This is a genomic window from Aliirhizobium wenxiniae (assembly GCF_014201355.1).
Lineage (GTDB): Bacteria > Pseudomonadota > Alphaproteobacteria > Rhizobiales > Rhizobiaceae > Neorhizobium > Neorhizobium wenxiniae.
Genome location: NZ_JACHEG010000008.1, coordinates 59,897 through 84,397, shown reverse-complemented (window position 1 = coordinate 84,397; position 24,501 = coordinate 59,897). Strand labels below are relative to the sequence as shown.

Here is a 24,501-nt window from a genome sequence, read left to right as displayed (position 1 = left end):
ACGCGCCGGCGGTCGAAGAAGGCGCAGTTCACAGTGGTCGCAAGTGGATCATAAGTAGCCGAAGCAGAAACCCCGCCGCCGGAATGATCAAAGTCATGCCCCACCAGAAGACGAAATCAACCGTCAGCTAAGTCAGCGTCCAGGGGCTGACGAAAGGGGCAGCTGTAACAATTACCTCGTGTATGCCGTTGCCAGCATACGGATTGCGATGTCTCGTGAGGACCTGTAGCCAAGCTTTTTCTTGAAAGTCCTGCGGGCCGGTTTCAGCTGACTTCACGTTAATCGTTGCTTACGCGCTTTCTGTAGGGCTGCCGTCCGATAGAAGTGTTCTGCGTGCTGATAGAGATTCTCCGCCTCGATTCTGTCTCCCGCCTGGGCAGTTTCCCGCGCCAGAGCGAGGTATTGCTCATATCGCTTGGTCAGGCTCTGCCAGTTAGGAGTTTCGGTTGCGGTCAGGCGAGCCTTTGCAGGCCTGATTGTCGATGGGCGGGAATTTCGGTGTGATGAATTCAAAAGAACACTTCAAGCCTCACAAGGCTTGCCTCTTAAACGGAATTATTTCTGAGAATGATTGAGTGCCACGAATGCCGGCGAACGCGCCAATGACACAGCCGCATCGGCGCGGCGTCATGAGCTGAAGAGACTAAGCTCTCATTGCGGCTTAATGTTGTGGCCGCCCAACGACACTAAACTCCCACGGCAGATGATTATCTGTTGCGCTTAACTCATTCGCGACGAGTTTAAGAAAATGACTGCCAGCGCCCGTCAGAGCGCTGTCGGAATGCCCGACATACTTCCTTCCAGGTTCGGCTTGTATTGTTTGCAGAGTGCACCGGGCGTCCACGCCTCGCCCCATTAATTCACCTGAACGGCGTGGATGCCTTCCAGAGTTTCAGAGACGGTTCGCGACCCCAGACGCGCAGCTTGCCGGGTTCGGTCTGCCGACCGAAAGGTCTCGTGCGAGGCGGCCAAAACAGAGGGTCAGAATCAATGCGACGCCATCGCCTTGGCGAGTTTTTCTTCAGACACCGGCCATGCCTCGGTCAGGCCATCCGAGGTCAGGAAAAGCGTCACCGTTCGGTGATAGCCTTCCCACACCACATCGAGAGGTTCCTCATCGATCTGAAGCTCGAACGTCCCTGGCAGATGTGGTTCGGCCATCCGAGGCAGTTGGAACGGTCGATCGATGGTAACCGTTTTTACAGTGGTCTTCATGGCTGCGATCCGTTTTGAGATGGAACTGTCTAGTGAAGCCGTGATCCGCATCGCGCCTTCATGGTTTGCAAGGCGCCCGGTTTATTGGAATTATTTCCAGCCCGATACGTGACAATCACGAAGTCCTGCAAGGTCATCGCAGTCGCCGCTGTCAAAGTGAAAATGCGATCCGTCCTGTAACGGCAAACCAATCCATCACAATCCGCGCCTATCGGCCCGCGTTTCTGAGAAGATCTGTCTCTCTGGCGATTGGTCCGAGAAGCTTCCGCAATCTGTTCTCCTCAACCCGATCAAGTCGAAACCGTGTTGCGAAGTCGCTGACCAGAACCATTTTCGCTGTGCCGGGTGAGCTGGTTCCTGGAATGGTTGGCTGGCGCATGATCATATCCTTTAGAAGACAGTCTGCTCAACTGAAATCCCGCAAACTCAGGGAGATAGAACTCGATTGCGCTTTCAAGTAAGCATTTGTGGCCACTTTTATAATTCTCGGTCGTAACGCATCGAACGAGGTCAGGTAGTCGCTCTCGCTGGCGTGTCTGTGCGCTTTCCCACAGGCGAGTACTTCAGTCGCGAGATAGAATTTGATCTCGAACATCCCGTCGTACCCGCTAAATCGAACACAGCGGTTCTTGTCATCGAAACTTCGAGCTTCATTCGGAAACCTGATACCCATCAACGCCCACCTTCGTCCCGCCACCGGTCGATGGCATCTTCTTTCGAAAAACGGCCGAACCGGGCGCCGACCGTTGAAGACCGGCTGCGCCGAGTGAGCGCGTCCAATAGGCTGGCTTTGGTCCTGACCCCGTCGCGAAATTCGGAGGTGAGAAAGATCAGTGCGTCGCGCTTCATATCGGAACTCGCATCGGTTTCGACGCCACGAAGACCGGCGGTCCTCAAGACGTCCCGGATCAGCTTGAAGCCGTCGTTGTCGATCTGCGCTGCTGCTGGTGGATTGGAAGACATGCTGTCCTCCTTTAGTTGGGGCAAGGATTTGCGCCCTTGGCGACAGCGCCCTGAAGACAAGCCGTCGCTGCACTATAAGTCGTGCTAATATATTCGATTACAAGGCTGGCTCGTGGTAATTGATCGCCCTCGAAACCGCGAATGAAAAGGAGGCCCGGTTGCTCGGCGCAATTCAAATCATAGTCGGCAGTTACTCGTACGCAATTCAGATGCTTAGTTATTTCTAAGTCAGCGCAACGGTTCGAATCTGTTCAACTCCACCAAAGGTTTTGGCTTCATCGAGCCTGACAATGGCGGCGCTGACGCGTTCGTCCACATCTCGGCCGTCGAGCGCGCCGGAATGCGCGAAATTGTTGAAGGCCAGAAGCTTGGCTACGAACTCGAGCGCGACGTGAAGTCGGGCAAAATGTCGGCCTGCAACCTTCAAGTCGCCTGATCATAACTGGGTCCCTCCGTGACCAAGGATGTACTGGCACTGACGAGACCGAGATAAAGATCGCGCAACCTGAAGGTGTAAATGCGCCATTCTGAAAACTAAACGTTGACGCAGCGCTCTTTACTCGGTAGATCTGCGTCATCGATCTTTTGTTGCCGAGCTTTGTCTACCGCGCGATTGGCACCGCGCTTTAAGCGAACTTTTCTTTCAAAAATAGTCGGTTTTCATCCGCGTGGCGTCTGCTGCGCGGCTCCTCACTCTATGCTTTGAAAGGGTTCATCATGACCACAGGCACAGTAAAATGGTTCAATTCCACCAAAGGTTTTGGCTTTATCGAGCCTGACAACGGCGGCGCTGACGCCTTCGTACACATCTCGGCTGTTGAGCGCGCAGGGATGCGCGAGCTCGTCGAAGGCCAGAAGATCGGCTTCGAACTCGAGCGCGACATGAAGTCGGGCAAGATGTCGGCCTGCAATCTGCAGTCCGCGTAATCGATATCTGCTTCCCTTTGACCACGGATGTACTGGCATCGCCGGAAGCACGCTATCAGTTTGAGGCCAGGCAGTTTGCCTGGCCTTTTTCATTTCGGCCTCATCGCCAATATCGAGGTGCACAATGACAGAAAAATACAGCAAAACTCGTCAGGACGCAGAGACCGCTTTCGGCATGGTCCGGACCGAGTTCTTTTCCAAAAACAACGCACGGGAAGAACTTCAGTCGGTCGAGAAGGCGCGTGATGCCAAGACCTTACGGCTTCGCGAAGCGCGGCTTGCGAAGGAGCATGCTGACCAAGCGACTGCAACCGCAACGCTTGCTTCCAAGCGCATCAAGTTCCGCTGATCACTGCCGTCTACCACTGTAAGGATGCACAATTGAAAAAACTTAGAAATAAAGAACTCGCCGACCGACAGTCCGACGCGCTGGGCGCAAAAGCGGCTCTTCTCGACGCCTATCGAGCCGCGAAAACGGCCGCCGAGCCTTTTCGCATCGCCAGGCAAGCGGAGCGCGTCTCACAGGTTGAAGCGCGAGAAGCCCGTCGTGTCGAACGGGAGCGTCTCAAGGTTGAAGAGAGCACCCGGCACGAGAGGGAAGTGGCTGAAAAGCAGGCAGCTATCGAGGCGGCAGCGAAGGTGGAAACAGAGGCACGCATGACAGCCGAGAACGCCCGTATCTCACGTGTGGTCGAAGACGAGGCTGCCCGCAAGGCCGAACGTGACCGTCGCTACGCCAACCGCAAGGCGAAGCAGGCCTAGGCCTTAAGATGCCTGATTATCCACCGGCCGATCCAGCTGCTCTCTTAATCAGAGCGCACCCGTCATTCGATTATACATACTCAGGAGCGCGATCATGGAACCGGACACCAAAGACCTGCAAGTCATCAATACGGCTTGGCAGATCGCGATCCAGGAAATACTGCGGATGGTCATCCGCGACATGTACCACGGTAGTGGGGAGACTGCATTCAACGCCCACGTCAAGCGGATAGAAGAGGCTGCCGTCGACAGCATCTACACGGATTTGAGGCTTCGAGGTACGTCCGAGTGGACAGAGATTCTGGTAAAGGAACGGGCGAGCAGCTTCGTAACCACGCTTCTAACATCCTTCACATACGATCGCGCATGATTGAAGTCTATCCGCGGCTCTCTGGCATGTTGTTAAGGCGACGAATAATGGCCGAGAAATCATAGAAGCTTGGCAAAGAGGTCCGCTGAAGCAGGCAGTTCGATGCGGCGGCGTCAGGCGGCCTGATGCGCCGATTATGCCGACACGTGGAAATCGCTCGGCAACTGCGTGGGAGAAATCGACCGGTGTTTTCGCCGGGCATCTGGATGCGGTAAACAGCAGATGGATGGTGTGCTCCGTGATGAAATCCAGTGCCGCATCTGGGCGGGGTCTCGGTCGGACGCTGCCTGAAGCTCGCTATCCCATCGATATCCACGATCCGATGAAAAGTTCGGGAGAGTGTTTTGTGCGGAATGGCCAAACACTTTGTGAACGAGCTAAACTTTGTTCTCGGTGCTGAGAAACAACGGACCTTTGGTTCGCACTAATTCAAGGCGAAGGCGCCCGCCGGGCAAATGGCTTAAGCTTCTCTGGCGTTCACGCTGGACGGTGGCTTTCCACCTCCACACCAGCTGCACACGCCGTCCTTTGCCGTTTCTGAGAGCCGTCATCATTCTCGGCTAAGTATCGTCGGTTTCGCAACATAAGTAGACGCTCGGCTTCAGTATAGAGCGCTCTGGTGGCTACGTCAGATCGTGGAGGTCTTTGCCCAAAGCCCGCCCCAATTGCCACTCACTAAATCTCACCTCCAAACCTGCACGTTCTGGAGTGCAGCACATTGGGCCAACCAGGTAATGATCCGCTTTTGGGAATGGGCAGAGGCGGACCAATGGCCAAGCTTGCCCATCGTATGAGGCTTGTATTCTCAGAACGCCGCTCTGGACTGTTACCCTGATCCAAAAATCTGATGGGTCGCCGTCATATCGCCCCGTTGCCCAGTCGGAGGTTTCATTAGTCAGCACACTGCCGAGTAAGCCATATCCGTCCGAGAACTCGATCCCGGTCTTTACCCACCGTCTTTCGTCGAGCCTGACCATGAGGCCAGCTTGGTCGTAAAGATGTTTGAAATGTGCCTGGATCCGAACCTGGGCGGTGAAATCGCGTTGAGCCTGGAATGCGTAGAAGTGGCCGCTGTCGCGCACAAAGCCATAGTGGGTCTCTCGCCAAAAGTCCGTGTTGGCGTCGGTCGTTACGGAAAGTTCGGTATTCGACGCTTCTGCTTTTGTGGGCTCATTGAGCCACCGTCCATTTTCAAGACTCTGCAACGGTGTCTCCTTACGACGACTAGCGGACTTGCTCAGCACATCCCCTGCAAAGCGGTTAGTTCCTAGAGAGCCCAATTGCTGCCAACAGGCAAGCTCTGAAAAGGCGTCTTACGCTCTGGGCGGCCGAGTCGGTCAGTCAAGCCGCCGCGACCGACTTGAGAGCGGGCCTCGTGTTGACGGGAGTTTGTTCCGTTCGCGTAAGAGCGGACGGCTGAGTAGGTCGGCCTGCGCAACTTTGGAAGAGGGCACGCCAGACCATAACCTCGGATGTCGGTTAAGCGTCTTCATTCGTCATCGCGCCAATGGCGAATCAACGCGAACGCTTCGATCATGACCGAAGCTTCTGGTCGTTGAGCCTGCGATAAGGGCTCAATAACCAATGGAACGCTTTCATGACATCTAAAGCCTCATCATTTTTCGGCTGGCATGTGGTCGCCGCCACATTCCTCGTCGCCATGTTTGGCTGGGGTGTCGGTTTTTATGGACCGCCCATCTACTTGCTGATGGTGGTTCAGCGGACTGGATGGCCGGTCGCGTTCGTATCCGCCGCTGTCACGATGCATTTTCTCATTGGAGCGGTCGTCGTCGCAAACCTGCCTCGACTTTATCGGCGTTGGGGCGTTCCAGTGACAACGTTTGCCGGAGCGGTTGTGCTTGCCATCGGTGTCGGCGGGTGGTCGCTGGCCAGCCAGCCCTGGCACCTTTTTGCGGCCGCTCTCCTGAGTGGGTCAGGTTGGGTTGCCATGGGAGCTGCGGCGGTGAATGCAATTGTCGCTCCATGGTTTATCCGCAAACGTCCGGCAGCATTGTCCGTGGCTTACAATGGAGCGAGCGTGGGTGGCGTAGTTTTTTCGCCCTTGTGGGTCGTTCTCATCGCTTGGAGCGGGTTTCCACAGGCTGCGATGATTATCGGGATTTCCATGACCGCCACAGTCGCCGTCCTGTCTGCTCTGGTGTTTTCCAAATCGCCTGAAGCCTTGGGGCAGTCTCCAGACGGAGCGAAGTCAAACCAAGTGGAGACGTTGGCAGCGTCTTCGCCGGCTCCATCCCTGCCACGCAGTTTACTGTGGCGCGATCGTCGCTTCATAACGCTCTCAGCGGGTATGGCCGCCGGACTGTTTGCGCAGATAGGACTGTTGGCACATCTGTTTTCGATTGTTGTTCCGGTCTTTGGTGCGCAAGGCGCGGGCGTAATGATGGGTGGCGCAACCGCTGCTGCAGTTGCGGGGCGCACTGGCATCGGCTGGTTCATGCCGATTTCGGCGGACCGCCGTCTTATCGCTTCCGCAAGTTACGGCGTCCAGGTGATCGGCTCCATCACGCTTCTGCTGGCAGGTGGAGACCATGCGGCGATGATTGCCGGGGTCCTGCTTTTCGGACTGGGCATTGGCAACGCTACTTCGCTCCCGCCTCTCATCGCACAGGTGGAATTTGACAAGGCTGATGTTTCACGAGTCGTGCCGCTGATCGTGGCTCTTAGTCAAGCGACGTATGCCCTTGCACCCGCCGTGTTCGGCATCGTCAGGACAATCTCCGAACCTGGCGTTTTTATACTGGCGGCGGCGATCCAACTTGTTGCGGTAGCGACCTTTGTTTACGGCCGCCAGAAATGACCGCTTCGGATCGAGTGGGCTTTGGAAGAACTTCGCGGAGAATCTCGTTCTCCAACGTCTTTCCTGGCTATGGACAACTGGAGGAAGCCTCCTAATTGAGCACGAACTAAGGCTCGCCGTTGGTGAGCCTTTTCTTTATGACCTTTGACGCGCAGCTAGAAAGCTCACGGTCGGACACTGAGGAGCAGAGCGATTGCAGCAGAACACGCATGAAAAGCCAATCGTGGTCCTCATCGTCGAGGACGATGCGTTGATACGCATGGACGTGGCGGATTATATCTCCAGGCCGGATATCACCACCTTGGAGGCTGCGAATGCTGATGAGGCGTTGCAAATCCTTTCCGAGCGAAGCGACGTTGACGTCATTTTCACAGACGTAAACATGCCCGGATCTATGGATGGGTTGCAACTTGCCGAGCGGGTGAGAGAATTGCAGTCTGAGATCGGCATTATCATTGCCTCGGGCATGGTGCGGGTTGCGCGATCGACGCTACCGAGCAACGCCGTTTTCTACGAGAAGCCGTACGATCTCGAAGAGGTCTCGGCGTCGATCAGAAAGCTGGCTCACGCTGCATAAGGTCTAATCTGACCTGAGATCATCGTCGTGCCAAGGAAACATTCTTAACGATTATCAGTTCTTTGGAGCGGTATCTGCGCGGCAGATGCGATTCAGCGGGGAGGAAGCCGCTTACGGAGTGCGGGTCGAGTGAATGTCTGAGAGGAAGCTTTCGAAGCGTCGGCAGAAAAACCATAGCGCCGCACGGCTCGCGGCGATCGTCGACTCATCATTTGATGCTATCATCAGTAACGATCTTGACGGGACAATCGCAAGTTGGAACAAGGCAGCTGAACGCCTTTTCGGGCTGTCTGCTGATGAAGCTATCGGACAGTCGATCCACATTATCATCCCGGAAGACCGTTACAATGAAGAAGTCGACATCGTCCGGCGACTGAAGTTGGGAGAAAAGATCGACACCTTTGAAACCGTGAGGATGAAGAGCACCGGCGAACCCGTTCAGGTCTCCATCACGGTCTCGCCTATCTCCGATAAGCGCGGGAAAATCGTCGGTGCCTCGAAGATCGCCAGAGATCTTTCCGAGGCCAAGGAAAACGAACGCCGGCTGCGCCTGCTGATGCGCGAGATCAATCACCGGGTCAAAAACCAATACGCCGTGATCTTGTCAGTGATCTCTCAGACCGCGGCTCGGAGCCATGATATCCAGGGGTTTGAGAGACGTGTGCGAGAGCGCATCATGGGACTTTCGCATTCCCACGACCTTTTGTCCTCCGTCGACTGGGCGGGTGTTGAGTTGCGGTCTCTGCTTTCCCATCAAGTGAAGCCGTTCAATGGTGCCGGCGAGTTCAGGCTGTCCGGCCCCGATATGCTTCTCGATGCCAACGCCGTGCTCAACATTGGGATGGCGCTTCACGAGCTGATCATCAACCGGGTTCAATTCGCAGATATTGATCGATCAAGCGTCGATGTGACTTGGGAAGCCTGTCAGGGCGACACACTCGACGAGCCGACCTTCCAACTCGCCTGGAGAGAAACAGCGATCCGAAATCCTGATCTCCTGGCGCAAGGCAATGGCTTCGGGTCGCTCGTGTTGAGACGGATCGTAGCCTCTTCTCTTGGGGGTGTCAGCGAGTGGAAGATCATCGATGACGTTTTGACATGGACCTTGGCCGCTCCATTGTCGAAAGTGAAGATCAGGGACGCCTAAGCCTTTCTTTAATGCCGTATGAGCCGGCATTGACCGAGCCATTGCTCGCGGTGTGACACAGATTGACACAGGCCTTATTCTGTGGGACGAGCGGCCATGGCCAAACGTCTCACACGCAATTTTTCGCTGACCCCTGAACTTGAGGGTTTCATCTCCGACTGCCTGATCTCCGGCGACTACGGTAACGCCAGCGAGGTAGTTCGGTCGGGGCTTCGTATGCTGCGTGACGGGGTGAAGCCAGCCACGATGCAGGCGCAAGCCTGGCCGATCGGGGGCGGAGAATGCGGCAGGATCATCCGCGAAAAGGATTGGTCGGAGACGGCGCTCGGATCGATGATCGGATGGTCCGTCGAATTACGCACCACGGTCGCCAACATCGTCAATTCGCCCGTCGCGAAGGTGCTGATGTGGGGACCGGGCCATGTCATGGTTTACAACGATATCTATGCCAAGATCGCGGGAGAAAAACACCCAAGCGCTCTTGGCAGCAATGTTGCAGAAGTCTGGCCGGAGATCTGGGATTGGAACCGTGAGATGATCGAAGCCGCCCTCCGCGGCGAGCTTCGCTCATACCACGATCAAAGCATGACGCTCATCCGGGATGGTCGTTCCGAGGAGTTCATCTTCGATCTTTTCTACACGCCGGTATACGAGGCCGACGGAAAGATTGGCGGCGTGATGTGCACTGTCGTCGATAACAGCGACCGCGTCGCGATGGAAAAGCGTGTCAGCGACAGCGAGGGTGAACTCCGGCGGGTGACAGATGCCGTGCCGATGCTGATCTCGTATGTTGATCGCAGCCACGTCTACCGCTTTGCCAATGGCGCCTACGAGTCATGGTTTGGTATGAACCCAGATGACATGATCGGTAAACACATCGCCGCGGTGATCGGTGATGGGCCGTACGAAAACCGCCGACCCGATATCGATCTTGCGCTCACCGGTGAGGTCGTTACCGCTGAGACCGATATGCCGGTCCTAGGTGGCGCGCCGAGGCGCCTGGAAATTCGTTACGTACCGCACGTCGAGGCAGATGGATCAGTGCCCGGTGTCTACATCCTTGGCATCGATATCGAAGAGCGAGCGGTGCGCGAAGCCGAGCTCGAAATGAGCAACAGCCGCTTCCACACTGCCATGAACGCGGTCCACGGCGTCCTTTGGACAAACAGTGCCGATGGACGAATGGTCGGCGAGCAACCGGGCTGGGCCGCTTTGACCGGTCAGAGCTTCGATCAGTATCAAGGCTTTGGCTGGGCAGAAGCGGTGCATCCCGACGACATGGAAGCGTCTGTCGTAACCTGGAATGCCGCTGTCGAGGCAAAATCCATGTATGTGCACGAGCACCGGGTTCGTCGGGATGACGGTGTCTGGCGTCAGTTCGCCATCCGGGCATTGCCGATCATCGGCTCGAAGGGTGACATCGTCGAGTGGGTGGGTGTGCACACTGATATCACTCATCAGCGCGCCGCCGAGGCAGCCCTGCGTGAGCAGGCGGAGAACCTTTCGAGGCAGGTCCGCCATCGTGAACGCGCCGAAGAACAACTCAAGCTGCTCAACGAGAACCTGGAGACGAGGGTTATCTCGGAGATCGCAGAGCGTCGCCAGGCCGAGATCAAATTGGCCCAGGCGCAGAAGATGGAAACCGTCGGCAAGTTGACCGGCGGGGTGGCGCACGACTTCAACAACCTGTTGCAGGTGGTATCCGGCAATCTCCAGCTTCTGTCGAAGGAAGTCGCCGGCAACCTACGGGCTGAGGCCAAGATCAATAATGCTATGGCAGGGGTGTCGCGCGGCTCCAAGCTCGCCAGCCAGCTACTGGCATTCGGCCGGCGCCAGGCGCTGGAGCCGAAGGTGGTCAACATCAGTCGCTTTGTCCGTGACATGGACGAGATGATCCACCGTGCGATTGGCGAAGCAATCGAGGTCGAGACCGTCGTTGGCGGCGGACTTTGGAATACTTTTATCGACCCGACGCAGATCGAGAATGCGTTGCTGAACCTTGCCATCAACGCCCGCGATGCGATGGAAGGGCAGGGCAAGCTGACGATCGAGCTGTCAAATGCCCATCTCGATGACGCCTACGCCCGCACGCATGACGAGGTGATACCCGGTCAATATGTAATGATGGCGGTAACCGATACGGGGACTGGCATGGCTCCAGAAATCATCGAAAAGGTGTTCGAGCCGTTCTTCTCGACCAAGGCTGAAGGCAAGGGTTCCGGTCTCGGCTTGTCAATGGTCTATGGCTTCGTCAAACAATCTGGCGGCCATGTGAAAATCTACTCGGAAGTCGGTCATGGTACGACGATCAAGCTCTACCTACCACGAGCAATCGAAGCGGAAGACGTCGAAGTTGCCGTCGATAACGGTCCCATCGTCGGTGGCACGGAAACGGTACTCGTCGTCGAGGACGATGCGGAAGTGCGCGAAACCGTCATCGCGCTACTGACCGATCTTGGATACCGCACGCTGAAAGCCGTTGATGCGGGAAGCGCGCTGACCGTGATCGATAGTGGGATACCGATCGACATCCTCTTCACCGACGTCGTCATGCCGGGCACGCTGAAAAGCCCCGAGCTTGCGCGCAAAGCCAAAGAGCGGCTGCCGAATATCGCAGTGCTGTTCACGTCGGGTTACACGGAAAACTCGATTGTTCACGGCGGCAAGCTGGATGCCGGCGTCGAACTCCTGTCGAAGCCTTACACGCGGGAAGCCCTGGCGCGGAAATTCCGTCACGTCCTCGGCAATCAGGCACAGCGTTCGAGTCCCATAATCAGACGTCCGTCGGTGGCTCCACCTGCTGAGCCACACTCACGCAATGTGTCGCTCGAAGTGACAGCGACACCTGGTACCGAGAAAGTCGGACGCCAGACCGTGCTGCTGGTGGAAGACGACGCGCTCATCCGCTTGAACACCGCTGAGATGCTGCAGGATGCCGGGCTGATTGTTGTGGAAGCGGGCAGTGCCGAGGAGGCCAAAGCCGCTCTTCAGACTATGGCAATCGATGTTCTTGTAACCGACCTCAACTTGCCCGGTGCGTCCGGCTCCGAGCTTGCTGCGGAGGCCAGGAAGCTTAGACCATCCACTCTGATCGTCTACGCCACTGGTGATCCGTCCTCCGTTCGTGGTGAACAGGATGCGATTGTTGTTTCCAAGCCCTACGACGCGGCTAACCTTGCCGAGGCTATCGCCGACGCGCAAACCGATGACCGAATGAAGGTGCAGGGCTGCAGTGAGAAGAATAACGAGGGCGAAGAGGTCTAGCCGTTCGTTTAAGTCATACTTGAGATCAAGCGATGCCCACCGTGATCCGATATCCGTTAAAAAGAAGTCAAAGGCAATGCGTGAAAAGGCGAATTGGGCGTTGTTGGTCTCGATAATTCTGGGCGGCGGTCTGCCGAAAGAAAATGTGTCCCGCTTGAGCGCAAGCCAGAACGGTCAAGACACAATCGCGTCGCAATTTCTGGTCGACGGCGACTAGCTCGAGAGCAGGGCCTCTACGTGAGCCCGTCGGAAACCGAGCATGAATTGCAAGAGGGCACTCAGGCACATGGTATGACCCCTAGGCGATCATATTAAAGTCAGGTCAATAAGAAAGACATTGTTGTTTTGAGTGATGGATTGAACGAAGTCAGCCAACTACTGCAGCGAAGGTCACTGATCGTTCGTCTGCAGGATCTCGTGACGCGCGAGAGGTCTGCGCCGTTTCGGTGGACGCTCGCCCTGACCTTGTTCGCAGTGGCGCTCATCGTGAGACTGATCATAAACGACGACCTTCCCTCTGGGTTTCCTTATCTGACGTTTTTTCCAGCAGTCATTATCGCGACTCTCATTTGTGGATTGTGGCCCGGCATAATAAGCGCCATCCTCAGTGGTTTTGCGTCATGGTATTTCTTCATCGCGCCAGCCTACACCTTTGAACTTACCCCGGGGTCTGTATTGGCCCTGCTGTTTTATGCGTTCATCGTCAGCGTTGACATATTCATTATCCACACGATCAGCGTCACATCGATTTCGCTAAGGCAGGAGCGACAGGCGCTAGCAGCACTTGCGGCCACAAAGGAGCGCGAAAATGTCCAGCTACTTGAAAACGATGCTTATCAGAAAGAGATGAGCCTGGAGCTCGCCCATCGCATGAAGAACCAGCTTGCACTGGTTCAGGCGATCGTGTCCCAGACTCTACGATCCGCGACCGACATGGAAACCCTAGCGACGACCCTCAATGGCCGCATTAGTGCTTTGGGTAAGGCGCATGACATGTTGATCCATGGTGCCACCGGACATGCATACGTTGAGGACATTGTCGGCGACACGCTCGCTCTTTATGACGATACTCGCTTAAAGATTTCTGGTCCAAAAGTGGAGATCGCGCCGCGCTCAGCACTGTCCCTTTCGCTTATCCTTCACGAGCTCGGAACGAATGCAGCCAAGTACGGTGCCTTATCGACCTGTGAAGGTATGGTCGGAATCCGGTGGACTGTGTCGGATGAGGCTGAGCCAGTGTTCGAAATTGTTTGGCAGGAAATCGGCGGGCCACAAGTGGCCGAGCCGAGCCGGCGGGGCGCAGGGTCCCGCCTAATCATGGCAGGCCTCGGCGTGGGAAGTCAGGTGAGCCTTAACTACGAACCGACAGGCCTTCGATGCACTGCTGCAGTTCCTCTCAGCGAACTGCAGAACAAACAGTGACGCCAAAGCCTGCTTAACAGGGGCAGATCGACCTACTCTGAAGTGACGGAGAGCGCTATTCTCCAGCGCCACCAGGGGATCGAAAAGAATCAGACACTTCGCCATCGATATACGTGCTTCGGTTCATACCTCATCAAGGCGGCGAAATGACACCTGAAATTCTTTGAAGTTCCTCGTCAGATATCGGCCACATTTCGGTCAGGCCATTCGAGCTCAAGACTAGCGTCATCGTCCGATGGTAGGCCTCCCACACAACATCGATCGGATATTCATCGATCTGCAGCTCGAACGTACCAGGCGCATGCGGTTCACGCATGCCTGCAAGCTGGAAAGGTTGAAGGATGGTGATGCTTTTCGTAGTGGTTTTCATGACCGTGATCCTTTTCGACAACACGGACAACCCATCGGGTCGGAGGGGCGATAACAGTAACGAGGCACTGTAGGGTCATCAAAGCCCACGGCTACCAGAGTGGACATGCGACTGATCCCGAAAGGGCGAAACCACCGCTCCTCGCCTATCGGCCTGCGTTTCTGAGGAGGTCAATTTCCTTGGCGATCGGACCGAGGAGCTTCCGCAATCTATTCTCCTCGACCCGATCGAGCCGAAACCGTCTGGCGAAGTCGCTGACGAGAACCATTTTTCCTGTGCTCGGTACTCTGGTTCCTGGAATGCTTGGCTGACGCATGATCATATCCTTTAAGAAGACGGTCTGCTCAACGGAAATCCTGTAAGCTCAGGGAGATGGCACTTGTTTGCGCTTTCGAGTAAGCACTCGCGGCCACTTTCAGAATTCTGGGCCGCAACGCGTCGAAGGAGGTCAGATAGTCGCACTCGCTGGCATTCCGGTGCGATTTCTCACAGGCGAATACCTCGGTCGCCAGATAGAACTTTACCTCGAACATTCCGTCATAGCCACTGAATCGGACGCATCGGTTCTTGTCATCAAAACTCCGAGCTTCATTTGGAAACCTGACGCCCATCAACGGCCACCTTCATCCCGCCACCGGTCGATGGCGTATTCCTTCGACGAGCGTCCGAACCGGGCGCCGACCGTTGAAGGTCGGCTCCGCCGCGTGAGCGCTTCCAAAAGGCTGGCTTTGGTCCTGACCCCATCGCGAAATTCGGAGGTGAGAAAAATCAGTGCGTCGCGCTTCATGTCGGAACTCGCCTCGGCTTCCACACCCCGAAGGCCGGCGGTCCTCAAGACGTCCCGGATCAGCTTGAAGCCGGCTTTTTCGATCTGCGTGATTGCTGCTGGATTGGAAGACATGCTGTCCTCCTTTGTTGGGGCAAGGTTCTGCACCCTTGGCGACAGCGCCCTGAAGACATGCCGTCACTACACTGTAAGTCGTGCATTTATATTCGATTACAAGGCTGGGTCGTGGTAATTGATCGCCAGCGAAACCGCGATAAGAAGGAGGCTGGGTCGCTCGTCGCATTCGAATTGCAGCCTCACGCATCTGACCTGCCGGAGAGCAGGTGGGGCTGGGCTTTCAACAACATGGAATTCGCGGGTCTGTTTGTCGCCAGCTACCCGGCATTGATTGAAAGCAATGCTGCGAGTTGTTCGAGCTGTTCCGGTAGTGCTGAAGCAGAACCGAGCATGGCTTTCTCAAGCGTCTCTTTGGATGGGTAGACTTCGTGGAAGCTCAGTAGCGTCTTGTCGCCCTGGTCCGAGAAGGACACGGTGGTGACCGCACCTTCTCCGCCTTCGTCGTTAGTCCAGACGATGCGCTCATTCGGCGTCACGTCGAGATACTTACCGTAGAAAGCCATGGTGTCCGAACCACCGGCGCCGAATTCCAGCCGGTACTTTCCCCCGGTACGGACATCCATAGCGCACGATACAAGCGAAACGCCGGAAGCGGATTTCGGTACCCACCAGAGCTGGAAAAGATCAGGCTGGCTCCAAGCCCTGTAAACCAAGCTCGGCGGCGCGTTGAAAATCCAGGTTACGACAAGTTCGCAATCTCCTATGCGGCTAACATAGACGCGGTTCTGATTACTACCCGCAAGTTCCGCTTGTCCGTTCATGTCTCCCTTTCTTTTTATTTCCCGGATAATTTTTGCAGGTGCAATTCAGGCCTCGCGAGCCTTTAAAACCGTACAGTAGCCTTAGGTGCTCGGGAGCTTTCAACCGTCGAGTCCACTGACGCGGTATATATTCCTGCAAACTCAGACGCTTAGACTTTTCTAAAGGATAACAGTGGCCCGAATCTGTTCAAGAGCAAGTCAGTTGCGTCGGCGGTGACGCTGCGATCCTCATGAGCCGAAGCCATCAACCAGATCCTAACTGGCAGTCAACGCTGATTCCTGGGCCAAGGGTCTTGCTGGAGCAATGGTACTCCTGGTGATGTGGGCCTAAAATATCCCATGAAACAATAACCTCGTTGTGGAGTTACTCGCTCAGCATTTGAATGAGGTTGCATGTGCCAGATATCCCAGTCCATGGCGACAAGCCGACGGCCGCTGCCCCACAGGGGATTCGTGACTATAAGGAGCTATCCGCTTCTGCATTTGAGCGAACGCGTATGCCGCTTGTGCTCACTGATGCCCGCCACCCCGATCACCCGATCATTCTTGCCAACAAGGCGTTTCTCAATCTGACGGGGTATGAGAGTAGAGAGGTACTTGGACGTAACTGCAGGTTTCTGCAGGGAGAGAATACGGATCGAGCTGTTGTCGACCAACTTCGATACGCCATAGCCGATGAGCTTGAGGCTACGGTCGACATTCTGAACTATAAGAAAGACGGGACGTCGTTCTGGAACGAGCTGCATATCAGCCCGATCAGAGATGACGATCAGCAGCTTGCCTACTACTTCGCCTCTCAGCTGGATGTGAGTGATTTCCGGAAGATGAAGGAACTTGAGGCATCCGAGCGTCGGTTGCTCATGGAGGTAGATCATCGAGCGCGAAATGCCCTCGCGATCGTCGAAAGCATTGTGCGTCTGAGGCGAGCCACTGAGCCGGCGGCTTATGCGCTGGCGGTGCAGCGCCGCGTTCATGCGATTTCAGCGGCGCACACTCTCCTTTCTGAAGCGGGTTGGGTAGCTGTCGACCTTCGTAGACTGATCCTGGCGCAGTTTCCGGATCCCCAGCAGAATTTCTGTGAATTCAAAGGGCCCGTCCTTTTTATAACGCCGGACACGGTACAGCCGCTCTCTCTCGCTTTCCATGAATTGGCAACCAACGCACTGACGCATGGGACCGCGGCCGTCGGTAGGGGGTCTGTTGCCGTCGCATGGGACATTCAGCCGGGTGGGAGCGTCGATATAACTTGGGCCGAGCAAACCCAGCCTTTTAGCGGCGATAAACCCAATGAAGGGTTTGGGACCAAGATTGTACGAACTCTCGTCGAACGACAACTTCATGGGCAGGTGGCCTGGAACTGGCGTGACAGTGGACTTCATATCAATATTCACCTTCCCCAAGAGTTGACCCGCAGCTCGTGAGGTGTTGTCACTTTCGCTGGAGGGTTGATCCGACCGATAGTCACTAGCCGGTCGAGACGCTCAGCAACCTGCTGTTGTGATTCCGCGATGTGTGTTCAACAGCCGAAACTTCTCGCCTCAACTCAAAATATCATGAGCCCTTGTGGAACTATGGCTGCCCGCGGCGGTTCGCACCGCAATGAAAGGTGGACCAATGACCGATAAAAAGCCTGACGCGGAAAGTGATGCCGGCCGGACTGGCGAGAACGCTGACGAAAATCGCAAAAAACTCGCAGAGGAGGCGAAGAAGGGCATCGACAGGGCAATGGGCAGAAAGCCACCCTCATCTTCTTAGTATCGAGATGGGTATCAACCCTCCGCCAAAGTTATTTGTCCACGGCTATGCACACCTGAGACGAACAGCTCTGCTCAAATTTACCCTCGTGATTGGTGGACAAGAAGGTCTCATGGTCGACGAAAGTTCGAAAATGCTGTTGCGTGCTGCTGCGGCCCACATACGACGGCAAGAGATACTGGCTTTTAGATCAGCGCTCTCCGTCCATCTCGCTTCAATACGGCAAGCGAAGACAAAATATTCCACTGGCGTTGAAGATGACGACTTTTGCGCCGGCCATGCCTAGCCGTCTGCGCAGTTGCGAAACCGTCACGCCAACCGTCGCGGATATCTGAAACAAATTAGATGATAGGGATCTCAAGTGCTGGTCAAGGCAATCCTTTTCGATATCGATGGCACGCTCGTGGACAGCAACGACCTGCACGTGCTTGCCTGGCGCGAGGCATTTGAGAGCATCGGAATAACCTTCTCAGAACCGGAAATTCATGCTCAGATCGGCAAGGGTGCCGATATGCTGATACCCGCGCTCAAGCCGGACCTTGATGCCGCGACATGTCAGGAACTGGGAAAGTTGCAGGGCGGGATTTTCCGTCGCAAGTATCGCGCGTCTGTCAAACCGTTCCGGCACGCTTTCGAGCTGCTTGCACATTCCAGTGAGTGTCAGCAGCAGGTCGTGCTGGCCTCTTCGGCTTCGCAGGATGATCTCAGCCACTATATGGACGAACTGAATATCAGGGAGCTCGTGGCCGCCACGACAAGTGGCGGCGAAGTGGAAAACACCAAACCGTCTCCCGATATCTTTTCGACCGCGCTGGCGAAATTGAAGGATGTAACGACCGAGGAAGTGATGGTGGTGGGAGATTCGCCCTACGACGTCGAGGCGGCTCGCAAAATTGGCATTTCCACAGTGGCGTTGCGGTCCGGAGGATTTGCGGATGTGCTCCTGCGGAATGCTGGCGCGATTGCCATCTACGATGACGTCGCTGCGTTGTTGTCGGATTACGCCAACTCCCCACTGGGTCATCATATCGAATGACCGCTCTTGCCTTGTCGGACCGCGAGAAGCACGGTGAGTGAACTATCGGAAGACGAGATCGCTGCGCGCCGCATCCGACGAGCCGAGCGCCGTCAAAAACAGCGCGATGCCAATGTCACGCGCGCAGCCAGAATGCACGAACTTCGCATATTGCGGCCAACGCTCGAACCAGTGGCGTCTGACCCGGTATCCGGATGCGTCCATATCGGCTGCTCCGGATGGTATTACTGGCATTGGAAAGGGGCCATGTATCCCTCCGACGTGCCATCAAGCCAATGGTTTTCGATCTACCAGGGCCGTTTCAAAACGGTCGAGCTGAACGCGCCGTTTTATTCCTGGCCGACCGTGGGTGCGGTTAAGACGTGGATCCGCCAGGCCGATCCGGGATTCGTTTACTCGATCAAGGTCTGTGAGCTCATTACCCACATCAAGCGTTTCGATGAAACGGAAACCCTGATCCAGGATTTTGGTTACATCGCCGATATACTCGGGCCTCAAATGGGGTGTTTCCTGTTCCAACTCCCGCCGAGCGTTCGATATTCAGCCGAAACTCTTCACTCGATCCTTTCTCAGCTTGATCCGCGGCGTCGCAATGTCGTGGAATTTCGTCATAAAAGCTGGTGGAATGCGACGGTGTACGAAGCCTTCTCGTCCGCGGGTGTAATCTTCTGCTCCTGCAGTGGTCCGAGGTTGCCGGACGAACTCGTGAAAACCGCCGATGACATCTATGTCCGCTTTCACGGTGTGAGCCAGTGGTATCGGCACGACTACAGTGATCAAGAGCTGCTGGTCTGGTCGGACCGAATATTGAGCTCGTCTGCGAAAACCGTCTGGGTGTATTTCAACAATGATCGCGACGGCCATTCCATCAGGAACGCGCAACGCCTTGCGGAGATGTTAAACGAGAAAGCAGGATAGAGACGTCAGTCATCGCTGATCGAGGGCAGATGGAGTTCGACCTCGCGGCGCTGCTTCTCCTCCATCGGCTCAACCTTGATATCCCAGAATTCCGAAGCCTCCTTGGGTTCGTCCTCCCATAGCCGCGTGTTGACGATGTTGTCGTCGACCTTAGCTCGCCGTTTGCCGCCTAGCCGGAGATATTCCTCGGCCAATTTCAGTGATGGAGTCTTTTCCTCCTCCCCGCCGTCCGCAGTTTCTGGCGCTTCGATAGCTGCAAGAACTGCGGCGAGCCTGTCGTGTTGTGGTCCCCTCGGCTCTTGCGCCAAGAATGAATCGACAGTGCTTCGTGTTTCATGCCCCCCCGACGCAGGATTGCCTCGATGGAGAACAAATGCTGCACTGCTCTGCTCGTTACGTCCGAGGAACCATCGGTCACCGTTGGAACTCGTGGCAAATTCTTTCAGATTGTGCATTGCTATCATCCTTTCACGGGACGTGGAGCTTCAGGCGGCGACGCTGTTGGCGCACCTGTCTGTTGTGCGCGAGCTTCATTCAAAGAGATTAGTCGCTGTGTTCTCTCGTCCCACAAGACGAGTTTTACGCAGGCAAGGCTGTCACGAACGCTGATCCGCCCCACATTCGCCAGTTCGGGGTAATCCCGAAGAATTTCGGGCAATCTGTAGAAGGGCACTTTGCTCGACAGATGGTGGATATGATGCATTCCGATGTTTCCGGTGATCCATCGCAGTGGCGCGGGGAGATTGTAGTAGGACGCTCCATGCATAGCTGCGTAAGGGAAATTCCAATCCGGCGGCCTCGACCAGTGCGTATCCTCGAACTGATGCTGAACGTAAAAAAGCCAGACACCGGCGGAACTGGCAATCAACACGATTGGCAGATGAACCAAGAGGAAAGGTATAAGTCCCACCGCCCAGATCACCACGACAGCGACCACTGCAACAGCGGCGTTCGTGGCGAGTGTCGACACCCAGGGAAGGGCGCCTGAGCGCATCAGTCCGAAAGGTAATCTTTGTTTGAACAGAAACAGGAATGCTGGGCCCAGACCAAACATTACGGCAGGATGCCGATAGAGCCGATAACCGACCTTTCCCCGTGCAGACAGGGAATGATATTCGCGAACAGTGAGGGTCGTAATATCGCCAACCCCGCGTTCGTCGAGATTGCCGGCCGAGGCGTGGTGCTCGGCGTGGGCTCGACGCCAGTAATCGTAAGGTGTCAACGTCAGGACGCCGATCACTCTTCCGGTCCAGTCGTCCCAGCGACGACGACCGAAGAGGGAGCCATGGCCGCAGTCGTGTTGGAGCATGAAAAGCCTCAGCAGAAATCCGGCCGCCGGCACGATCAGAACCATGCCTGGCCAGAACTCAAAATAGAAGGCAAACCAGGTCCCGAGCCAAAGCAGCAGGAACGGTACGACTGTGACTGCAAGCTCATAGACGGCGCGACCTACATCCGGCTGTCGATATTTTGCGAGGATCTTCAGCCAAGCTTTTTCATTTGAGCCTGACTGTAGATCTGATGTGCTAGTCGCACTCATTATTAAATTGCCTCAGTTTGTGGACGAAATTCCGTTTAGCGCGCAAGACTTTACTCGGTGCGAAAGATGGTGCGGTTTAGTCCAACTACGATACGCAACGATGCCAGTGTTACATCCCGTCTCGTGTTCGCATGCGGCATGCGCGAAGCGCCGTAACGGCTTGCGACGGTATTGGGGAGAGAAGGGAGCTCTCGCTCCCGCTCATGATGACTGCTAGCCGCGAGAATTCTGCTCGTTTGGCTCGGCGGGATCGTAGTTCAGATCGAAATCCTTCTCAGGCTTTTTCCCGGGTGGGTCACGATGAACTGTCGCATCTTCCGAACCCGTGATCACGGTAGGTTTTGCACTGTGAACGCCGGTCGCTTTACGGTCTGCCTGTGAGGGCGCGTACTGGCCCTTGGCATCGTCTTTTGGGTTGCTCATATTTCGATCTCCACGTTAGAGACGTCGAACATCCCATTGGTTCACGAGTTCCGCGGCTTCCGAAAATATCTTTGCTCGATCGCAGGTCATGAACTCCGGGGGTCGAAAGCGGATAAAACCGCGTCTCGTCATCTACCTCAACAGCGTACGCGAGGCGCTCATATCGTTTCGAATGGTTGTTGCCGCAATCGCCGCCTGCCCCATGGCGCTGGCTATCTGATCAAGGCCGGGCACCACATCTCCGGCAGCATAAAGCCCAGCAACGGTCGTCCTTTGATGAGAGTCGACCTGAATGCAGCCTGCATCGGTGAGGCTAGCGTCTAGAGTTTTCGCCAACTGAGATTGCGCCATCGATCCCATTGCCGCGTATATCGACGAAAACGGCAGCTTTCGACCTGACACTTCAGCGACTATCCTGTCGGCCTCGATCTCAAGCGTACTGATCGGTCCGATCACATGTCTAACTTTATAGGCAACTAGTCTCGAAAGCTGCTCGTCGGATAGGAGATGGTTCTCCTCCGGCGAGATCAATGTGACGTGCTGAGTGTAGCTTCGAAGGAAGGTCGCCTCAGTGAAGCCGTTCTCTCCGGTACCGATGACACCAACGACCGTGTCAGTCACTTCGTATCCATCGCAGACGGGGCAGTATCGGAGCAATCCTCGCGACAAAGCTTCTTCGTGAAGGCTTTCCGCCAGGGCCGGCCTGTGGTTTACGACACCCGTCGCCAGAAGAACCGATTGCGCATGGATAAGTCTTCCGCCGGTTAAGGCCGAGAAGCCAGAAGGACCGGCCGTGAGAGAGGTAACGTTTCCTATCCGAAACTCCGCGCCATAGCGTGTTGCCTGCCTGCGCATCATCATGACGAGGTCGCGGCCGGCGATCCCGTCGGGATAACCTGCCTGATTATGTGTCATCGGAATAGACATGGCGCGTCCCTGGCCACGATCAATGACCAGGACACGTAAGTGAAAACGCGCGAGATAGATTGCGGCGGTAAGACCGGCTGGTCCCCCGCCGATGACCAGGCAATCATACATCATGAACCGCGGCTCATGCTGTTAGAACCACTTTTATGCAGTTATCCTTCTTATCCCGGAACGTTTCGTAGAGGGCTGGACCGTCCTCAAGTTTGGCACGGTGGGTTATAATAAAACTCGGATCGATCTCGCCTTCCTCGATGCGCCGTAGGAGATCGAGCGAGTAACGATTGACATGCGTCTGCCCGGTTCGAATGGTCAGCCCTTTGTTCATTGCTGCTCCAAAGGGAATTTTGTCTAGAAACCCACCATAAACGCCAGGGACCGAGACGATACCACCCGGACGGCAGGCCATGATCGCGGCGCGCAGTGCGTGAGGACGATCGGTCCCAAGCAGTGTCGCGGCTTTTACCTTATCGATCACGGCGTCGAAAGATGCTGTGGCATGGGATTCAGCGCCGACAGCGTCGATGCACTTGTCGGCGCCGTGGCCGCCGGTCAATTCCTTGATCCTGTCTGGAATGGTCGCATCCTCATCGTCGAAATTGATGATCTCGGCGCCAGCTTCCTGAGCCATTGCAAGTCGCTCGGGGACATTGTCGATCGCAATCACGCGAGCGGCACCTTGCATCAGAGCACTCTTGATGCAGAACTGACCCACGGGTCCGCAGCCCCAGATGGCAACGATATCTGACGGTTCGATTTCGCAGTTGGCTGCCGCCATCCAACCTGTCGGAAAGATATCGCCGAGGAATAAAGCCTGCTCATCGCTCATACCGTTTGGAATGATAATCGGCGAGACATCTGCATAGGGAACGCGGACGTACTCCGCCTGGCCGCCGGGATATGCGCCTGTGAGATGGGAGTAACCAAAGAGGCCGGCCGTTGGATATCCGAAGGCCTTCGTAGCATTGTCGGCGTTTCGATTGGTCCGTTCGCAAACCGACCAGTTGCCTTTCAAGCACTGCTGGCATTCGCCGCAGCAGATCGTGAAAGGTACAACGACGCGATCGCCGACCTTCAGCTTCTTGTTGTCCCGACCGACATCGACAACTTCACCCATGAATTCGTGGCGAAGTATGTCGCCTTTTTCCATAAATGGAATGTATCCGTCCATGAGATGGAGATCCGAGCCGCAAATCGCACAAGCAGTCATCTTGATGATAACATCTCGGCCATCCTCAATTTTGGGATCAGGGACGCTGTCGCAGCGTATATCGCCCTTACCGTGCCAGCAAAGTGCCTTCATTTGAATGTCTCCTTTTGAGCATTGGATCCAACGGCGCCCAATGCGCGGATTTACGGGGTGGGTACGAGAGTGCGACCAAGTGAATGGTGGAGTTTGGCAAGCGGAGACCCGACGGGAAGTCGGGGATGTGCCAAATGATCGGCGCCATCTGCAGAACCATGCTTCGCATCGAAACCTGCTATTAGACGCCTGCGATGTGACGCTTTTCGTCGGTCCGCAAAATGGCCCTCGTGCCGGAAACCCCGCCAAACCATGACGTGGCAGCACCGAGTGCCAAGGCAAGGAATCCAAGGATTGCGCCTGTTGCTACCGTCGTGGCAGCGATATCGGCGGCCTCCGCGGCCTGCTTTTTGGCGGCTTCAATGTTGTCGTGGTAGGTCTTCTCATACTGTTCAACTTGCAGTCGGGCCTGATCCACAGGGATACCTTGGGCGCGTGAGACGGCATCGGCAGCGCGTGTCCGGGCGTCCTCACCCGCTGATTGATCTCCCGTTATGGCCGCCTGGACAGCAGCAACTGCTGCGTCTTGCAGGGCCTTGGGATCATTTCCAGTCGATCCGCGGACCTGCCGTTCTATTCCGGCCATCGGACCGTTTGCGCTGGAAATCGCCGGGGCACTTGCTGCCACAGCGGTCGCAGCCGATTGTCCGGCTCCGCTGATAACGCTCGAAAGCCCTGAAAACGCGCCGCCGATCAAAGCGCCAATTGACGTGGTCAACATGAATAAGACGACTAGCGTGGTCACAGCCCAGGTCGTCAGACCATGGAAACCACCAGTCGACTTGTTGGGTCGCCCTGATAGCCTGCTGGCTATATAGCCACCAATGAAGGCTGAAACGATCCCGGCAAGCACGAACCAAATGCCCCCTGCTATCGAAAAAGTGGACGCTTCCGGGTTATCGGAGGTGGTCGGGTCGAGTACGGCAGCGCCGATACCAACGCCCAGGAGGTTGAGCAAGAACTGGGCGGCAAGAGCGATCGCAACACCGGCGAGAACCGCTCCCCAGGATATTTTATACAACGCTACGCCAGAGCCGAAGCCGCTATCGTTATCATGGGCTGAAATGGGAACTGTCATAAGAATTCTCCTGGATCGCTATCG

29 protein-coding genes are annotated in these 24,501 nt (G+C 55.8%); 14 read left to right on the top strand and 15 right to left on the bottom strand.

The annotated features are described in order from the left end of the window. Nucleotides 1-273: 273 nt before the first annotated feature. The 4 genes from HNQ72_RS24685 to HNQ72_RS24670 all read right to left on the bottom strand — a co-directional run bounded on the left by HNQ72_RS24685 (nucleotide 274) and on the right by HNQ72_RS24670 (nucleotide 2,178). Nucleotides 274-513, bottom strand: a complete 240-nt coding sequence (locus HNQ72_RS24685; protein WP_183996303.1) for a DUF4167 domain-containing protein — start codon at nucleotides 511-513, stop codon at nucleotides 274-276. 474 nt (nucleotides 514-987) lie between these two features. Further along, complete coding sequence (locus HNQ72_RS24680; RefSeq protein ID WP_183996301.1) at nucleotides 988-1,215, bottom strand: hypothetical protein; 228 nt, start codon at nucleotides 1,213-1,215, stop codon at nucleotides 988-990. Between the two features lie 406 nt (nucleotides 1,216-1,621). Then, nucleotides 1,622-1,888 (bottom strand): DUF1488 family protein, encoded by a 267-nt coding sequence (locus tag HNQ72_RS24675; protein ID WP_183996299.1) that lies wholly within the window; start codon nucleotides 1,886-1,888, stop codon nucleotides 1,622-1,624. Next, the gene (locus HNQ72_RS24670; RefSeq protein ID WP_183996297.1) at nucleotides 1,888-2,178 is read right to left on the bottom strand and encodes a hypothetical protein; all 291 of its coding nucleotides are present in this window, start codon (nucleotides 2,176-2,178) and stop codon (nucleotides 1,888-1,890) included. The genes HNQ72_RS24675 and HNQ72_RS24670 overlap by 1 nt, the downstream gene beginning before the upstream one ends. Nucleotides 2,179-2,425: 247 nt before the next feature. Here HNQ72_RS24670 and HNQ72_RS24665 point away from each other — a divergent pair, with 247 nt between their 5' ends. The 5 genes from HNQ72_RS24665 (at nucleotide 2,426) to HNQ72_RS24645 (ending at nucleotide 4,237) form a co-directional block, all read left to right on the top strand. Beyond that, nucleotides 2,426-2,614 carry a cold-shock protein gene (locus HNQ72_RS24665; RefSeq protein ID WP_183996520.1) on the top strand — a complete coding sequence of 63 codons (189 nt, stop codon included), beginning with the start codon at nucleotides 2,426-2,428 and terminating at the stop codon, nucleotides 2,612-2,614. A gap of 281 nt (nucleotides 2,615-2,895) precedes the next feature. Continuing rightward, complete coding sequence (locus HNQ72_RS24660) at nucleotides 2,896-3,105, top strand: cold-shock protein (protein WP_183996295.1); 210 nt, start codon at nucleotides 2,896-2,898, stop codon at nucleotides 3,103-3,105. 124 nt (nucleotides 3,106-3,229) lie between these two features. Then, nucleotides 3,230-3,454 (top strand): hypothetical protein, encoded by a 225-nt coding sequence (locus HNQ72_RS24655; RefSeq protein WP_183996293.1) that lies wholly within the window; start codon nucleotides 3,230-3,232, stop codon nucleotides 3,452-3,454. Nucleotides 3,455-3,486: 32 nt separating this feature from the next. Further along, nucleotides 3,487-3,867, top strand: a complete 381-nt coding sequence (locus tag HNQ72_RS24650; protein ID WP_183996291.1) for a DUF6481 family protein — start codon at nucleotides 3,487-3,489, stop codon at nucleotides 3,865-3,867. 94 nt (nucleotides 3,868-3,961) lie between these two features. After that, entirely contained in the window at nucleotides 3,962-4,237 is a 276-nt protein-coding gene (locus tag HNQ72_RS24645; protein ID WP_183996289.1) for a hypothetical protein, read from the top strand. Between the two features lie 623 nt (nucleotides 4,238-4,860). Here the strand turns inward: HNQ72_RS24645 and HNQ72_RS24640 are convergent. Next, on the bottom strand, nucleotides 4,861-5,442 hold the full coding sequence (locus tag HNQ72_RS24640) for a DUF1349 domain-containing protein (protein ID WP_183996287.1): 582 nt from the start codon (nucleotides 5,440-5,442) through the stop codon (nucleotides 4,861-4,863). A gap of 392 nt (nucleotides 5,443-5,834) precedes the next feature. On the opposite strand from HNQ72_RS24640, the gene HNQ72_RS24635 reads away from it, so the two are divergent. From HNQ72_RS24635 to HNQ72_RS24615, 5 genes are all read left to right on the top strand, one after another. Beyond that, the gene (locus HNQ72_RS24635) at nucleotides 5,835-7,055 is read left to right on the top strand and encodes an MFS transporter (protein ID WP_183996284.1); all 1,221 of its coding nucleotides are present in this window, start codon (nucleotides 5,835-5,837) and stop codon (nucleotides 7,053-7,055) included. 193 nt (nucleotides 7,056-7,248) lie between these two features. Further along, nucleotides 7,249-7,632, top strand: a complete 384-nt coding sequence (locus HNQ72_RS24630) for a response regulator (RefSeq protein WP_280518288.1) — start codon at nucleotides 7,249-7,251, stop codon at nucleotides 7,630-7,632. 133 nt (nucleotides 7,633-7,765) lie between these two features. Beyond that, on the top strand, nucleotides 7,766-8,779 hold the full coding sequence (locus HNQ72_RS24625; RefSeq protein ID WP_183996281.1) for a sensor histidine kinase: 1,014 nt from the start codon (nucleotides 7,766-7,768) through the stop codon (nucleotides 8,777-8,779). A 96-nt stretch (nucleotides 8,780-8,875) separates the two neighbouring features. Beyond that, nucleotides 8,876-12,043: a PAS domain-containing protein gene (locus tag HNQ72_RS24620; RefSeq protein WP_183996278.1), complete on the top strand. Its 3,168-nt coding sequence runs from the start codon at nucleotides 8,876-8,878 to the stop codon at nucleotides 12,041-12,043. A gap of 357 nt (nucleotides 12,044-12,400) precedes the next feature. Then, nucleotides 12,401-13,465, top strand: coding sequence for a sensor histidine kinase (locus HNQ72_RS24615; RefSeq protein ID WP_183996275.1), 1,065 nt, complete (start codon nucleotides 12,401-12,403; stop codon nucleotides 13,463-13,465). A gap of 133 nt (nucleotides 13,466-13,598) precedes the next feature. Here HNQ72_RS24615 and HNQ72_RS24610 read toward each other — a convergent pair whose 3' ends face one another. From HNQ72_RS24610 to HNQ72_RS24595, 4 genes are all read right to left on the bottom strand, one after another. Continuing rightward, nucleotides 13,599-13,835 carry a hypothetical protein gene (locus HNQ72_RS24610; protein ID WP_093002955.1) on the bottom strand — a complete coding sequence of 79 codons (237 nt, stop codon included), beginning with the start codon at nucleotides 13,833-13,835 and terminating at the stop codon, nucleotides 13,599-13,601. 344 nt (nucleotides 13,836-14,179) lie between these two features. Next, nucleotides 14,180-14,446, bottom strand: a complete 267-nt coding sequence (locus HNQ72_RS24605; RefSeq protein WP_183996273.1) for a DUF1488 family protein — start codon at nucleotides 14,444-14,446, stop codon at nucleotides 14,180-14,182. Further along, nucleotides 14,446-14,736, bottom strand: coding sequence for a hypothetical protein (locus HNQ72_RS24600; RefSeq protein WP_183996271.1), 291 nt, complete (start codon nucleotides 14,734-14,736; stop codon nucleotides 14,446-14,448). Before HNQ72_RS24600 ends, HNQ72_RS24605 begins: the two co-directional genes overlap by 1 nt. 260 nt (nucleotides 14,737-14,996) lie before the next feature. Continuing rightward, nucleotides 14,997-15,500, bottom strand: a complete 504-nt coding sequence (locus tag HNQ72_RS24595) for an SRPBCC family protein (RefSeq protein ID WP_183996268.1) — start codon at nucleotides 15,498-15,500, stop codon at nucleotides 14,997-14,999. A 395-nt stretch (nucleotides 15,501-15,895) separates the two neighbouring features. Here HNQ72_RS24595 and lov point away from each other — a divergent pair, with 395 nt between their 5' ends. The 4 genes from lov (at nucleotide 15,896) to HNQ72_RS24575 (ending at nucleotide 19,209) form a co-directional block, all read left to right on the top strand. Further along, nucleotides 15,896-16,921 (top strand): blue-light-activated histidine kinase, encoded by a 1,026-nt coding sequence (lov, locus tag HNQ72_RS24590; RefSeq protein WP_244654540.1) that lies wholly within the window; start codon nucleotides 15,896-15,898, stop codon nucleotides 16,919-16,921. Nucleotides 16,922-17,114: 193 nt separating this feature from the next. Then, nucleotides 17,115-17,255 (top strand): hypothetical protein, encoded by a 141-nt coding sequence (locus tag HNQ72_RS24585; RefSeq protein WP_183996263.1) that lies wholly within the window; start codon nucleotides 17,115-17,117, stop codon nucleotides 17,253-17,255. Between the two features lie 361 nt (nucleotides 17,256-17,616). After that, on the top strand, nucleotides 17,617-18,291 hold the full coding sequence (locus HNQ72_RS24580; protein WP_280518287.1) for an HAD family hydrolase: 675 nt from the start codon (nucleotides 17,617-17,619) through the stop codon (nucleotides 18,289-18,291). A gap of 33 nt (nucleotides 18,292-18,324) precedes the next feature. Continuing rightward, nucleotides 18,325-19,209 carry a DUF72 domain-containing protein gene (locus HNQ72_RS24575; protein WP_183996258.1) on the top strand — a complete coding sequence of 295 codons (885 nt, stop codon included), beginning with the start codon at nucleotides 18,325-18,327 and terminating at the stop codon, nucleotides 19,207-19,209. A 5-nt stretch (nucleotides 19,210-19,214) separates the two neighbouring features. On the opposite strand, the gene HNQ72_RS30725 is transcribed toward HNQ72_RS24575, so the two are convergent. From HNQ72_RS30725 to HNQ72_RS24545, 6 genes are all read right to left on the bottom strand, one after another. Then, nucleotides 19,215-19,664 carry a hypothetical protein gene (locus HNQ72_RS30725; protein ID WP_244654539.1) on the bottom strand — a complete coding sequence of 150 codons (450 nt, stop codon included), beginning with the start codon at nucleotides 19,662-19,664 and terminating at the stop codon, nucleotides 19,215-19,217. Between the two features lie 5 nt (nucleotides 19,665-19,669). After that, nucleotides 19,670-20,749: a fatty acid desaturase gene (locus HNQ72_RS24565; protein ID WP_183996256.1), complete on the bottom strand. Its 1,080-nt coding sequence runs from the start codon at nucleotides 20,747-20,749 to the stop codon at nucleotides 19,670-19,672. Between the two features lie 213 nt (nucleotides 20,750-20,962). Beyond that, nucleotides 20,963-21,172 carry a hypothetical protein gene (locus tag HNQ72_RS24560; protein ID WP_183996254.1) on the bottom strand — a complete coding sequence of 70 codons (210 nt, stop codon included), beginning with the start codon at nucleotides 21,170-21,172 and terminating at the stop codon, nucleotides 20,963-20,965. Between the two features lie 132 nt (nucleotides 21,173-21,304). Then, nucleotides 21,305-22,213 (bottom strand): NAD(P)/FAD-dependent oxidoreductase, encoded by a 909-nt coding sequence (locus tag HNQ72_RS24555; protein WP_308422364.1) that lies wholly within the window; start codon nucleotides 22,211-22,213, stop codon nucleotides 21,305-21,307. 10 nt (nucleotides 22,214-22,223) lie between these two features. Further along, the gene (locus tag HNQ72_RS24550) at nucleotides 22,224-23,399 is read right to left on the bottom strand and encodes a zinc-dependent alcohol dehydrogenase (protein ID WP_183996252.1); all 1,176 of its coding nucleotides are present in this window, start codon (nucleotides 23,397-23,399) and stop codon (nucleotides 22,224-22,226) included. A gap of 181 nt (nucleotides 23,400-23,580) precedes the next feature. After that, entirely contained in the window at nucleotides 23,581-24,477 is an 897-nt protein-coding gene (locus tag HNQ72_RS24545) for a PhnA-like protein (protein WP_183996250.1), read from the bottom strand. Nucleotides 24,478-24,501: the final 24 nt, after the last annotated feature.